The organism is Sphingobium chungbukense (assembly GCF_001005725.1).
Taxonomy (GTDB): Bacteria; Pseudomonadota; Alphaproteobacteria; order Sphingomonadales; family Sphingomonadaceae; genus Sphingobium; species Sphingobium chungbukense.
The window spans coordinates 150,115-162,623 of record NZ_LBIC01000006.1 but is presented as its reverse complement, the minus strand read 5'-3'; the positions used below and the strand labels follow the sequence as shown (position 1 = coordinate 162,623).

Genomic DNA, 12,509 nt, shown 5'->3' with positions numbered 1-12,509 from the left:
TCATGGGATGATCCTCGCGACGATCGCCTCGGCCGCCTGTTCGGCGCTCATGCCGGTGGTGTCGATGTGGATCTCCGGGTCCTGGGGCGCCTCATAGGGGCTGTCGATGCCGGTGAAGTTCTTGAGCTCGCCCGAACGCGCCTTCTTGTAGAGGCCCTTGACGTCGCGCGCCTCGGCATCGGCCAGCGGGGTGTCGATATGCACCTCGATGAACTCGCCGGGCTGCATCATCGAACGCACCATGTCGCGCTCGACGCGGAAGGGCGAGATGAAGGCGGTGATGACGATCAGCCCCGCATCGGTCATCAGCTTGGCGACCTCGCCCACGCGGCGGATATTCTCCACCCGGTCGGCATCGGTGAAGCCCAGGTCCTTGTTCAGCCCATGGCGCACATTGTCGCCGTCCAGCAGGAAGGTGTGGCGGTTCATCCGGGCGAGTTTCTTCTCCACCAGATTGGCGATGGTCGACTTGCCCGCGCCCGACAGCCCCGTGAACCACAGCACGGCCGGCTTCTGGTTCTTGAGGTTCGCGTGGAACTCGCGGGTGACGTCGGTCGCCTGCCAGTGGACATTTTGCGCCCGCCGCAGCGAGAAGTGCAGCATCCCCGCCGCCACCGTGGCATTGGTGAGCTTGTCGATCAGGATGAAGCCGCCCAGTGTCCGGTTCGTGTCATAGGGCTCGAACACGATCTGCTTGTCGGTCGACAGGTTCGCGATGCCGATGGCGTTCAAGTCCAGCGTTTTCGCCGCCAGATGCTCCATCGTGTTGACGTTGACCTGATATTTGGGCTGCTGGACCGTCGCGGTGACGGTCTGCGTGCCGATCTTGAGCCAATAGGGGCGACCGGGCAGCATCTCCTCGTCCGCCATCCAGACGATGGTCGCCTCGAACTGGTCGGCGGCCTGCGGCGGATTGTCCGACGCCGCGATCACGTCGCCGCGCGAGCAGTCGACCTCGTCCGCGAAGCAGAGCGTCACCGACTGGCCGGCAATCGCCTCGTCCAGATCGCCTTCCAGCGTAACGATGCGGCTGACCGTGCTGGTCTTGCCCGAGGGCAGGACGCGGATCGCGTCGCCCACCTTGACCGTGCCGGTGGCGATCTGGCCGGAAAAGCCGCGGAAGTCGAGATTGGGCCGGTTGACCCACTGGACCGCCATGCGGAAGGGCTTTTCCTGGTCGGAGACCTGATCGACCTCGACCGTTTCCAGATGCTCGATCAGCGCAGGCCCCTTGTACCAGGGGGTGTTGTCCGACGGGCCGGTGATATTGTCGCCCTTGAAGCCGGAAATGGGCATGGCCGTGAAGGCCTTGATGCCGATCGAGTTGGCGAACTCGGTATAATCCTTGACGATGCCGTCATAGACCGCCTGGTCATAGTCGACCAGGTCCATCTTGTTGATGGCCAGGACGATATTCTTGATGCCGATCAGATGCGCGAGATAGCTGTGGCGGCGGGTCTGCGTGAGCACGCCCTTGCGCGCGTCGATCAGGATGACGGCGAGGTCGGCGGTCGAAGCGCCGGTCACCATGTTGCGCGTATATTGTTCATGGCCGGGCGTGTCGGCGACGATGAACTTGCGCTTTTCGGTGGCGAAGAAGCGATAGGCGACGTCGATGGTGATGCCCTGCTCCCGCTCGGCGGCGAGGCCGTCGACGAGGAGGGCGAAGTCGATCTCCTGCCCCTGCGTGCCGACGCGCTTGCTGTCGGCCTCCAGCGCGGCGAGCTGATCCTCGAAGATCATCTTGCTGTCGTAGAGCAGGCGGCCGATCAGCGTCGACTTGCCGTCGTCCACCGATCCGCAGGTGATGAAGCGCAGCATCGTCTTGTGCTCATGCACTTTCAGATACTGGTCGATGTCCTGCGCGATGAGGGCGTCGGTCTTGTAGATGGGTTCGTCGGTCTTGGTGAGCGTATCAGTCATGTCGCTACCTCGTCATCCCAGCGAAGGCTGGGATCTCGTTGATCTGGGGGAAAGGTTCGGCCCGGAGGCACGAGGCCCCGGCTTTCGTCGGGGTTGACGCTTCGGAACGCTGCGCATTCCGTGGCGCGTCAAAAATACCCCTCCTGCTTCTTCTTTTCCATGCCGGCGCCGCCGGCGTCCTTGTCGATGGCGCGGCCCTGCCGTTCCGATGTGGTGGTGAGCAGCGTCTCCTGAATGACTTCGGGCAGGGTCTTGGCCTCGCTCTCGACCGCGCCGGTCAAGGGATAGCAGCCCAAAGTGCGGAAGCGGATCGAGCGCATCACCGGCTCCTCGCCGGGCTTCAGCGGGAAGCGTTCGTCGTCGACCATCAGCAGCATGCCGTCGCGCTCCACCGTGGGGCGCTTGTCGGCGAAATAGAGCGGCACGATCGGCACGTCGTTGAGGTGGATATATTGCCAGATGTCGAGCTCGGTCCAGTTGCTGATCGGGAAGACGCGGATGCTCTCGCCCTTGTTCTTACGGGCGTTGTAGAGGTTCCACAGTTCCGGGCGCTGGTTCTTGGGGTCCCAGCCGTGCGATGCCGTGCGGAAGGAGAAGATGCGTTCCTTCGCCCGGCTCTTCTCCTCGTCGCGCCGCGCACCGCCGAAGGCCGCGTCGAAGCCGTAGAGGTTGAGCGCCTGCTTCAGCCCTTCGGTCTTCCACATGTCGGTGTGCAGCGGGCCATGGTCGAACGGGTTGATGCCGCGTTCCTGCGCTTCGGGATTGTGGTAGACGAGCAGTTCCATGCCCGACTCCCGCGCCATCCGGTCGCGTAGCGCGTACATCGCCTGGAACTTCCAGGTCGTGTCCACATGCAGCAGCGGAAAAGGCGGCGGCGAAGGATAGAAGGCCTTGCGCGCCAGATGCAGCATCACCGCCGAATCCTTGCCCACAGAATACAGCATCACAGGCTTCTCAGCCTCCGCTACAACCTCCCGCAATATATGGATGCTCTCCGCCTCCAAACGATCCAAATGCGTCAGTCTTTTCGAATCGATCATCGTTCACCCACCTTATTTTGTGACAGCCTGATGGCAGAAGTGGGGGAGGGGTGGACCTCCCATATGGGAGGGTATACATATTAGCCATGCGGCTGGACGACGGCGGATTATTGGCGGCCCTCCATGAGGGCATGTTCGAGCAACCCCTTTGGCATGGGTTTCTGGAAAAATTGCGCACGCGATCCGGGGCAGGATATGCGAGCCTGGCCTTTCGCCCGGTGGATGAGGAGCGGCTGGTCGAGCTTTATGCCGGGCCGCCCACGCCGCTGCATCTCGATCGGCTGTTCAACGAGAAATATGTGCGCGATCCCCTGCCTTACCGGCGGATGCGCGAGGCGAGGGTCTACACGCTGGACGAGCTGCTCGACCCCGGCGATGCGGTGCAGCAAGGCTATCGCGCGGAGTTTCTGGAGCCGCTGGGCATCACCAATATGCGTTCGGTCCGCGTAACGGAGCCGAGCGGCATGGACGCCTGGCTGAGTTGCGCGGGCGGCCGGGAAGTGGGGTCGGGTGTGGGCGCGATGCTGACCGCGCTGGTGCCGAATCTGCGCATCGCCCTGCGCAGCTTCGTCGCGTTCGAGCGCGAGAAATTCCGATCTTCGGTCAATTCGGAGGCGTTCGGACGGCTCAATTTCGGCTGGCTGACGTTGGATGCCCAGTGCCGTATCGTCGACATGACACCGCATCTGGAACAGCTATTCCAGCGGTCGAAGCTGCTGCGGCGGGGGCGGTACGACCGGTTGACGCCCGCTTCGCCCGCCGTGGACCGCGAATTGACCGCACTGGTCAAGAGCTTCGCAGCCGATGGCGAGGGACGGCCAAGGGCGATCAATCTGAGCCGCGATCCCCTGATGGACATGCTGGTGCGCCCGTTTCATGATCGTTCGCTGTCCACCCAGTCGGTGCCGGTCGCCATCGCCTATATCAGCGGTGACCGCTGGTCGCAGGCGGACCGGTGCGACCAGTTGGTCGACTTGTTCGGCCTGTCGCCCAGCGAGGCGCGGCTGGCCTGGGCCATCGCGCAGGGCATGTCGATCAGCGAGGCCGCCGCCGAGCTGGGGCTGACGGTAGAGACCGCGCGCAACTATTCCAAGAAAATCTATGCCAAGACGGGTGCGCGGGGGCAGGCCGAGCTGGTTCGCAATATCCTGAAGAGCGTGCTGGCGCTGGCTTGAGCATCCATTCGGTTTTGCATAGATATGGCTATCCCGCTCCTATGGTTGTGCAGATTTGCCCATGCTGAATTCCGATGAACTGCGCCTGTTCCTTGCCGTGATGCGGGAGGGCAATATGCTGGCCGCCGCGCGCCGGGTCGGGGTGGACCACAGCACGGTGGCGCGGCGTATCGGCAATATGGAAACGACGCTGGGCGCGCGGCTGTTCGACCGTTCGCCCCGTGGGGTGACGCCGACACCGGCCGCCTTTGCCCTGGTTGCCCATGCCGAGCGGGTCGAGAGCGAATTGCTGGCGGCGATGAACAGCGTCGCCGGGCGCGACCAGCAAGTGGAGGGAACGGTACGGCTGGCGACGCCCGAGGCGTTCGCCGCCTGTCTGGTGGCGCCCCATATTGCGGATTTCCGTGCCCGCCATCCCCGGCTGACGCTGGAACTGGCGTCGGAAAGCAAGGCGAGCAGCCTGTCGAAGCGTGAGGCCGACATGGCCGTGATGCTGAAGCCGCCGCCCAAGGGACGGCTGGTGACGCGCAAGCTGGTCGATTACCGGCTGGGGCTCTATGCGTCACGCGACTATCTGGAACGGGAGGGTGCGCCGTCGGGCCGGGCCGACCTCAACCGCCATGCCTTCGTGTCCTATATCGAGGAACTGGCGGGTTTTCCCGAGATGATCGCGCTCGACCAGATATTGCCCGGCGCGCCCGTGGCGTTCCGGTCCAGTTCCAGCGCGGCGCAGCATGCGGCGGTGGCGGCTGGATGCGGCATCGGCGTATTGCACATCTTCGCGGCGGATCGGGATGAGCGGCTGGTCCGCCTGTTGCCGGGGGAGGTCGAGGTGTGGCGCAGCTATTGGCTGGTGATCCACGCCGATCTCCAGCGATTGCCGCGCATCCGGGCGACCGGGGAATTTCTGGATGAAGTCGTACGCGGGATGCGGGACCGGTTTTAGAGTGCGCTGCGTTAAATCTGACGCAAACCGCGCGCTTTAAGTTTTTGTTGTCGCATCGTTTTTCGCGCAAAATGGGTTCCCACTTTTGCGCACGATGCTCTAATTGGGCTGACCGCATTCCCCTTCGGCGCGGGGCTTTTTCCGGTCGCACAGCATGAGATGGCAGGGGGCGCTCTTGTCGGTGGGGGCGGAGGGCTTGCGCTGCCAGGGCGGGGTCCAGCCGGGCGGTGCGGAGCCGCAGAACCACGGGCTTTGCGCGACGGCGGCGGGCGCATGGACGGCTGCCAGGGGGATGCAGGCGAGAGTGGCGAGGATCGCCGCGCTAAACCGCATGGCTGAACCGCTTTTCCGCCGGTTCCAGATAGGCGTCGAAGCAGGCGGCGATGCTGCGCGCATAGGGCAGGGCATCCCGCGTCAGCGCGACGCGCCCCTCGCTCAGGCGGACGAGACCGAGTTCTTCGAAGCGGCCGAGATCGGGCATCGGATGGGCGGTGCCCATATGCGCTTCACCCTGGCAAAGCAGCGCCTCTATGATGCGGCCGCGGCGGCGGTCTTCCGGCGTGCGGAAAGTGCCGCGCGTGGCGGATAATTGCCCTGCGCCGACCAGTTCACGCCAGGGACCGGCCTGTTTCTCATTCTGGACGATGAGGTCGGGGAACTGGCTGATCGCGCTGGCGCCCAAGCCCAGCAATATTTCCGCCGGGTCGTCGGTGAAGCCCTGAAAATTGCGACGCAGCCGACCTTCGCGGACGGCGTGGGCCATGCCGTCCTGCGGCAGGGCGAAATGGTCGAAGCCGATCGCCTCATAGCCTGCGCCGGTCAGCATATCATATCCCTGCGCCGCCATGGCGAAGCGGGTGGCGAGACCGGGCAGGTCGCTGGCGTCGATGCGGCGCTGGCGGGGCAGCAGCCGGGGCATATGGGCATAGCCGAACAGTGCGATGCGGTCGGGCTGCATCGCGATAGCGGCCTCCAGCGTGGCGGCGAGGTCGTCGGGCGTCTGGCCGGGCAGGCCGTACATCAGGTCGAAACCCGTCGCGATCCCGGCGGTGCGCAACTGGTCGACGGCGCGCTCCACCATGTCGAGCGGCTGGATGCGGCCGATCCGCGCCTGGACATGCGGGGTGAAGGTCTGCACGCCCAGGTTCACGCGGTCGACACCCATGGCGGCCATGGTCGAAATCCATTGCGCGTCGAGGCGGCGGGGGTCGAGTTCGACCGACAATTCGGCATGATGCGCGTCGAAGCAGAGCAGCAATTGCTGGAGCAGGCGGACGAAATCGACCAGCGGCAGGCTGTTGGGGCTGCCGCCGCCAAAGGCGATGCGCTGCACCCGGCCGTTGCCGTTCAGCCGCCCGGCGACCGTCGCGATTTCGCGCTCCAGCGATTCGACATAGGCGGTGAGGCGCTGGACCCGGTTCGCCGCGCCCGTGTTGCAGCCGCAATACCAGCATATGTCGTGGCAATAGGGGATGTGGACATAGAGCGAGAGAGGGGCGTTCCTATTCACTCCGTCCAGCCGGGCGGCAAGTTCCGCCGCGCCGACATCGCCGCTGAATTGCGCGGCGGTGGGATAGCTGGTGTAGCGCGGCACGGGCCGGTCGAGCAGGTCGGGATGATAGGTCCACATGGTTCTGACTCAGGACCGCGCCGAATGCCCTGACAAAAGCCATGGATTTCCAAGGCTTTTGTCATATTGCGGAATTCCATTCGCCAACTTAAGAGAGTCAGCGATAAAAAGCGCGACAAACATCGTGATCGCTCCGGCCGAAATATCCCTGACGCCACAGCCGGTGCGGGCCATGAACGCAGATAGGACCATGCGAGACTGGTTGCACTTATTCCTTGATTTATCTCAATCAGCGGAAACAAAATTTCCGCTTGTAGCGTCGCCGTAATTCGACCCCCGTGATTATGGGAGCCTTTGCTTCCGAGTGGAAGGATCGCCCACAGGATAATGATCAATCTGTCCCTGAAGCTCCTTGGAAGAAGATCAGCTTCAACCGCTAGAGGCAGTCAGCACGGCATTCGGATAGAGGCATTGATCTGGAAACGGTGTCAAACAAAAAGCTGGAGCAGCCGGTCCAATCCATCCGGATCGAAAGCCGCTCCAGGTAAGGGAGACTGTGGACCCTCTGGACGCTGGGCCGTTTCCGGCCGCCAGGATCCAGGTAGCTGCGAAGGGTCGCCATTGTCCCCGGATGGAAAATTATTGCCGGCCTAAATCCGTTCATCCATGGCTTTTGGCCCTAGGCTTCGCGGCCGCCGGCAATGGTGTGGGTTCCGCCCGTGATCGACGTGGCCTCGTCAGAAAGCAGGAAGCAGGCGAATGCTGCGACTTCCTCGGCAGTGCCGATGCGGCCAATGGGCGTGATTGCTTCCTTTTGCTTGATGAGTTCAGGTCCGGCGGCGTCCAGCATCGGCGTCAGGATGGTGCCGGGGCACAGCGCGTTCACGCGGATATTGTCGCGGGCATATTCCAGCGCTGCCGCGCGGGTCATCATGATCATGCCCGCCTTGGAAATCGAGTAAGGCGTTGTCATCACCGAAGGCTTGAGGCCACCGATGGAAGCGGTATTGACGATGGAGCCGCCGCCGGATTCGAGCATCAGTCCGAGCGCCTGCCGCATCACCAGCCATGCGCCGCGCAGGTTGATATTCATCACCTCGTCCCAATCCTCGACGGGGACTTCGTGCATTCGCCTGCCCGACTTGGATATGCCGGCGTTATTGAGAAGGAGATCGAGCCGGCCGAAGCGTTCCCGACAGGCGGCAAACAGCGCATCGACATCCTCCGGCCTGGCGACGTCGCAAACCTGGTCGATCACCTGGGCGCCGAGTTCGGTGGCGATCTGGCGGTTGCTTTCGCCCGGCCCGGCGGCGATGACCGTGGCTCCTTCAGCGACGAGACGGCGGGTCACTGCTGCGCCTATGCCGCGCCCGGCGCCGGTGACGATGGCGATTTTTCCTTCGAAGCGTTTCATCTGCTGAATCCGTAGCGTTTGATGTAAGGTCCGAGCGTGGCATCGACCTGCTTTGGATCGAGGCCGACGCTTTCGAGCGAATATGTGTGCTTGCCGTGTTTTCCCTGAGGATTGTCGGCCAGCCATTGTTGCATGCGTTGGACGACCGGTTCGGTCAGCGCATAGCCGAGGCTGGCATAGAGATCGCGGACCACGCCGATCGGATTTTCAATCAGGCGGGTGTAGGAAATCTCCTGAAAGCTTTCCGGCTGCCGGGCGCGGGCGGCTTCCAGCCGTTCCGCGGCCCGTGCCCAAACGCGGAGCCGGTGCGGGGCGACATCCTCCTTGCGCCACATATTGCCGGTGGACCGCAGGATGACGCTGGCGCCGGACGCAATGGTTTCGAAAGGATCGCGGTGGGTCGCGACGATCCGGGCATCGGGGAAGACCCGAAGCAATGCGTCGATACCGATGGAATGGCTGGGATTTTTCAGCAACCAGGTCTTGTTCGGTTCACGCGCGCCGATCAACCGCAGATTGTCGGCAAGGCGGCGGTAGGAGGGCGTCTCATCCTGCTGAAGGAACCATTTTTCGTAACGGGGCGCGGGCAGGGTGGATATGAAGCGCATGGAGACGAAGCTCTGCACCATCAACTGGATGCATTCTTCGGGAACGTCCACGTCCATATTATGGGCGGCGCGCATGTCCGCCTTGCCATGGAACAAAGCTTCCAGCGCTTCGCCGACGGCCCGATAATCGGGGTCCTGCGACCATTGCGAACGGGGCTCCCGGACGCGTGGCGCGCGCGCGATCCAGCCGGGCATCCATTGGAATTGCGGGTCGTTCGACAGCAGTTGATGCAGCAACGAGGTGCCCGTGCGCGGCATGCCTGTGATCACCAGCGGCGCCACGATGGCATTGTTCAGGCATTCGGGATGCTTTTTCCAACCCGCTTCCGAATGGAGGCGGCCGGTCAAAGCCGCCATCGAATGCTGCATGACCGCGGATTTCAGGGGTTCGTTGTCCGGATCGTCGCGCAGCGCTTCAAGGATGACCCTCAACCCCTCGCGATAATCGTCGTTCCCGAAATCGGAATGGCCGGTACGTTCGACCGCTTCTTGATGCAGGCGGTCTTCATCTTGCTCAATCGTCGTCATCAGTGGCTGCCTCCGCGGCGCATCTGGACCGCGCGGATACGGGCGCGGAGTTGGTTTTCACGCTCCTCTTGCGTCATAAAAGTCACGTCCGGCGGGAGATGATCCCGCAATTTGTCGAGCTTCACCACGCGCGCGGCCGGGGCCGCGGCGTCGCTGGCATGCGTCCATCGTCCCAGAATGCCGCCATGCAGATGCCCGCCGGTGTCGAGCCAGTTGGGGATGCCGGGATCGCGGGCGGAGATCACGGCGCGAAAACGGCCGTCGCTGTCCAGCCTGGCCTGGAAGCCATTGATGCTGGATTGGCAGAATAGCGGTTCGATGGCGATATGCGCCTCGTCCGTGACCTGGATGTTCCAGTATCGGCAGCGTTCCGGAATGGCGGTTTCTATCAGCAGGCCTTCATCTTCCGCGATTTGGAAGTTTCCGTGGTACATCACCTGACCGCCCATGCCGCCGCCCTGACCGGCACCGCCCTTTTCCTTGCGCACGCGGATATGCAACTCATTGGGTGGTCCCAGGTCGCGCACCTGCCGCTTGTAGCTGAGAAACTGATTCTGGAAGCGGCGCACGAACATCGGCAGATATTCCAGCCGCTGCCGCGTGGTCGCGGCGTCGGCGGCCGGGCGCCTGGGCGGGACGTCCAATCGCTCTATCGCGACCCTGGCGTCCAGTTCCGTTTCCCAATCATAATGGACCTGGCGCATCAATATGGCGCCGGTGCCGGGCGGCATTGGATGCCAGTCGCCGCTGAAGTCCGCGGGCCGTTCCGCGCTCAGGACGACATCGAAACGTCCCTGGGCGTCCAGGGTGAGATCATCGGCATTGATGCCGCCGGTTCTGGCGCCCGAATGATCCGCCAGCCCCGGCAGATTTTCGGTCATCTGAAAATCGAGGAGCTGCACGGTGCCGCGATAGCCCGATAGGCGGTAGACGCCGCGTTCATCGATGCGGCAGATGTCATAGCTGGTGTCGGGATTGATCGCGCCGGACGGCAGCAGGAAGCTGATGAAGGGCACCCAATCGGGATGATCCGCATGGCCGTGGAACATCATCAGATAGCCCTGCGTGAAGGACATGGCGATCGCGCGTTCCGCATCGGCGCAGGCCTGATCGTCGGCATTTTCAGGCAGCAGGGCCAGCGTGTCGTCCGCCGCCCTGATTGCGTTCTCGACCCAGTCGGACCAGTTCGGCTCGATCATCCTCTTTGCGGTCACGATCGATCCTCCCGGCTTTTTGAGGCGATGGGATTTGTGCGCATTGTCTTGTTATCCTCTCCGCGTTCCGATGGCAGCTTGGCCGCCTTTATCGTAACGAAATGATCAATGCGGGGGACGAACCATGGTCGCGCGATCTCCGTCCCGCCCAACAAGCAATTTGCTGCCGACGGGGAATACGGCATCGAACCTGTCCAGCTCCACCTTCTTGCCGTCCAGTCCCCGGCAGTAGGTCTTATCGTCCAGCACGACCCGATGCTGGCCGTCGTCGTCCTGAACGGTGATGCTGGCCCCATCCGCTGCGACCAGTGTACCGACCAGAGGACGGCTGCCGCTGGCCCGCATGGGCCGCAGGTCGACCGAGAGGCGGAACCGGTCGGAGAAGTTGGAAAGGCCGCTGTGCGGCGTCATGACATGCATTATCAGCAGGTCGCCCGGCCGATAATCTGCGCGGCGCCACCGGTCCGCGGGTATCGCCTCATGCGGGATGCCGGTCATCAGGCCGTCCGACCAGGGATGGAGGCTTCCTTCCTTGTGCATGGCTTCGGCAAGGGCGATGCCGCCCATGCGTTCCGTGATCGGCGCGAGAGGAACCCATGTGACGAGGAAGGGGATGCCGGGATTGAAGACGCCGTCCTGGTGGATGAAGAGGAACCGGTCGGCGCCGGTATCCCGTTCCGGCGGCGTGCCCCGCGTGACGACATTGGCGATCCAATGCACTTCCTCGCCCAGCAGTTGCTGGAAGAAACTGTCGATCGGCGGAAGGGTGACGAATTTCCGCCAGGCGCTGCTTTCGTGAAGCCTCTCCCGAAAGGCAACGGCGTCGAACGGCGCGCCGTTGTGGATCGCAGCGGGATCGGCAGGATCGACGACTTTCTGGCGGGCCAGTTCGTCGATATAGGCCTGACGCAGCGATTCGACGGAGGCGCGATCCAGTACGTCGCGGAAGAACCAGTAGCCATCGCGCTCGAAGGCCGCCTCCAGCGCTTCCCGGTCGCCGAGAAGATGATTGGCGGTTTTGAGTTCGCCGTAGCGAATGGACTGATGGTTTGCGTCGCCAACGATAGACATTGCAGTTCTTCTTCCCTTGTCAGGATTGGACGTTCTTGGCTTTGGCCAACGCCGCCTCTTGCCCATAGGCTCCGGTCCGGTCGGGGGTGGGGGGCAGGAGGTGCGCTTCCCTCTCTCCCACCGCCCGTCCGGACCGAAAGCATGTTATTCAGCTCCGAAGTGAACAGTCACGTCCAGTCCGAAGAACCGCGGCTGACCCGGATATTTCGCGATACCAAGGACATTACCCAAGTTTGTGCTGGAGCTGAAATATTTGGTCTTGGTGACATTTGTTGCCCAGAAGGCGACATCGATGGCCGAACCCATGATCCGGCGCCAGTCGACGCGCAGATCCAGAAGGCCGTATGGCTTCTGAGAATAATGGTTGAGCGGGCCGCAATTGCTGCCGCTGCAACCGGGCGAGTTCTGCTGCTGCGTATCATCCCACCACATCCTGCTTTGATGGGTGTAGTTGGCGTTCAGCGAAACCTTGCCAATCGCTTCATCCAGCGGCAGCGTATAGCTGGCGTTCACGGCGACCGTGTGCTTGGGCACCAGAGCGAACTCGAAATCCTCGGCGTTGAACGTGCTGTTGGCAAAGGGCCTGAACGGTGCGGTATAGCGGGCGTCGACATGACCGTAGGACAGGCTCAGGTCGAAACCGGTGAACGGCTTGGCGGAAATTTCAGCCTCGAACCCGCTCAGCCGCGCCTGGGACGCGTTGGTCAGGATCGCGAAAATGGGCGTCGCGGGATTTTGAGACTGCCGAACGACGTTGTCGAACTTTTGCGTGTAGGCCGCCAGATTGGTGCGGAGCGGAAAGCCGATGTCCCAATCCTTCTTCAGGCCCACTTCAAAATTGTTCACGGTTTCCGGCTTATAGCCAAGAACATAGTTGGAATATACGGTCTCCGAAACGTTGAAGCCGCCCGATCGGTATCCCTTGCTATAGCTCGCATAGACAAGGGAATGAGGCGCGAACTGATAATCCAGCGACGCATTGTAGGTCAGCTTCTTATAGGTTTCCGATGCGGAAAATTG

11 protein-coding genes and 1 pseudogene are annotated in these 12,509 nt (G+C 62.7%); 2 read left to right on the top strand and 10 right to left on the bottom strand.

Going from position 1 to position 12,509, the window contains the following annotated elements; genetic code table 11:
- Both cysN and cysD read right to left on the bottom strand, forming a co-directional pair.
- Positions 1-1,923: a sulfate adenylyltransferase subunit CysN gene (gene cysN, locus YP76_RS14120; RefSeq protein WP_046764256.1), complete on the bottom strand. Its 1,923-nt coding sequence runs from the start codon at positions 1,921-1,923 to the stop codon at positions 1-3.
- Between the two features lie 128 nt (positions 1,924-2,051).
- A complete protein-coding gene (gene cysD / locus YP76_RS14115) occupies positions 2,052-2,963 on the bottom strand; it encodes a sulfate adenylyltransferase subunit CysD (protein WP_046764255.1) in 912 nt (303 codons plus the stop codon).
- A gap of 86 nt (positions 2,964-3,049) precedes the next feature.
- On the opposite strand from cysD, the gene YP76_RS14110 reads away from it, so the two are divergent.
- Together YP76_RS14110 and YP76_RS14105 are read left to right on the top strand one after the other, a co-directional pair.
- On the top strand, positions 3,050-4,138 hold the full coding sequence (locus tag YP76_RS14110; RefSeq protein WP_232307553.1) for a helix-turn-helix transcriptional regulator: 1,089 nt from the start codon (positions 3,050-3,052) through the stop codon (positions 4,136-4,138).
- Positions 4,139-4,199: 61 nt separating this feature from the next.
- Positions 4,200-5,084, top strand: coding sequence for a LysR family transcriptional regulator (locus YP76_RS14105; RefSeq protein ID WP_046764254.1), 885 nt, complete (start codon positions 4,200-4,202; stop codon positions 5,082-5,084).
- A gap of 99 nt (positions 5,085-5,183) precedes the next feature.
- On the opposite strand, the gene YP76_RS14100 is transcribed toward YP76_RS14105, so the two are convergent.
- The 8 genes and pseudogenes from YP76_RS14100 to YP76_RS14070 all read right to left on the bottom strand — a co-directional run.
- A complete protein-coding gene (locus tag YP76_RS14100) occupies positions 5,184-5,417 on the bottom strand; it encodes a hypothetical protein (RefSeq protein WP_046764253.1) in 234 nt (77 codons plus the stop codon).
- Complete coding sequence (gene hemN, locus YP76_RS14095; protein WP_046764252.1) at positions 5,407-6,714, bottom strand: oxygen-independent coproporphyrinogen III oxidase; 1,308 nt, start codon at positions 6,712-6,714, stop codon at positions 5,407-5,409. Before hemN ends, YP76_RS14100 begins: the two co-directional genes overlap by 11 nt.
- A 9-nt stretch (positions 6,715-6,723) precedes the next feature.
- The gene (locus YP76_RS28695; protein ID WP_232307552.1) at positions 6,724-6,888 is read right to left on the bottom strand and encodes a hypothetical protein; all 165 of its coding nucleotides are present in this window, start codon (positions 6,886-6,888) and stop codon (positions 6,724-6,726) included.
- 445 nt (positions 6,889-7,333) lie between these two features.
- Positions 7,334-8,068 carry an SDR family NAD(P)-dependent oxidoreductase gene (locus YP76_RS14090; protein ID WP_046764251.1) on the bottom strand — a complete coding sequence of 245 codons (735 nt, stop codon included), beginning with the start codon at positions 8,066-8,068 and terminating at the stop codon, positions 7,334-7,336.
- Positions 8,065-9,204 carry a sulfotransferase family protein gene (locus YP76_RS14085; protein WP_052757436.1) on the bottom strand — a complete coding sequence of 380 codons (1,140 nt, stop codon included), beginning with the start codon at positions 9,202-9,204 and terminating at the stop codon, positions 8,065-8,067. Before YP76_RS14085 ends, YP76_RS14090 begins: the two co-directional genes overlap by 4 nt.
- Positions 9,204-10,418 (bottom strand): DUF1214 domain-containing protein, encoded by a 1,215-nt coding sequence (locus tag YP76_RS14080; RefSeq protein ID WP_157035790.1) that lies wholly within the window; start codon positions 10,416-10,418, stop codon positions 9,204-9,206. Before YP76_RS14080 ends, YP76_RS14085 begins: the two co-directional genes overlap by 1 nt.
- A 105-nt stretch (positions 10,419-10,523) precedes the next feature.
- The gene (locus tag YP76_RS14075; protein WP_046764249.1) at positions 10,524-11,489 is read right to left on the bottom strand and encodes a phytanoyl-CoA dioxygenase family protein; all 966 of its coding nucleotides are present in this window, start codon (positions 11,487-11,489) and stop codon (positions 10,524-10,526) included.
- Positions 11,490-11,633: 144 nt separating this feature from the next.
- A pseudogene (locus YP76_RS14070) lies at positions 11,634-12,491 on the bottom strand (TonB-dependent receptor); the annotation flags it as partial.
- Between the last annotated feature and the right edge of the window lie 18 nt (positions 12,492-12,509).

Bases quoted from the DNA above. Each gene is read 5' to 3' on its own strand.
- cysN (WP_046764256.1), bottom strand. From the start codon at position 1,923: ATGACTGATACGCTCACCAAGACCGACGAACCCATCTACAAGACCGAC.
- cysD (WP_046764255.1), bottom strand. From the start codon at position 2,963: ATGATCGATTCGAAAAGACTGACGCATTTGGATCGTTTGGAGGCGGAG.
- YP76_RS14110 (WP_232307553.1), top strand. From the start codon at position 3,050: ATGCGGCTGGACGACGGCGGATTATTGGCGGCCCTCCATGAGGGCATG.
- YP76_RS14105 (WP_046764254.1), top strand. From the start codon at position 4,200: ATGCTGAATTCCGATGAACTGCGCCTGTTCCTTGCCGTGATGCGGGAG.
- YP76_RS14100 (WP_046764253.1), bottom strand. From the start codon at position 5,417: ATGCGGTTTAGCGCGGCGATCCTCGCCACTCTCGCCTGCATCCCCCTG.
- hemN (WP_046764252.1), bottom strand. From the start codon at position 6,714: ATGTGGACCTATCATCCCGACCTGCTCGACCGGCCCGTGCCGCGCTAC.
- YP76_RS28695 (WP_232307552.1), bottom strand. From the start codon at position 6,888: ATGGCCCGCACCGGCTGTGGCGTCAGGGATATTTCGGCCGGAGCGATC.
- YP76_RS14090 (WP_046764251.1), bottom strand. From the start codon at position 8,068: ATGAAACGCTTCGAAGGAAAAATCGCCATCGTCACCGGCGCCGGGCGC.
- YP76_RS14085 (WP_052757436.1), bottom strand. From the start codon at position 9,204: ATGACGACGATTGAGCAAGATGAAGACCGCCTGCATCAAGAAGCGGTC.
- YP76_RS14075 (WP_046764249.1), bottom strand. From the start codon at position 11,489: ATGTCTATCGTTGGCGACGCAAACCATCAGTCCATTCGCTACGGCGAA.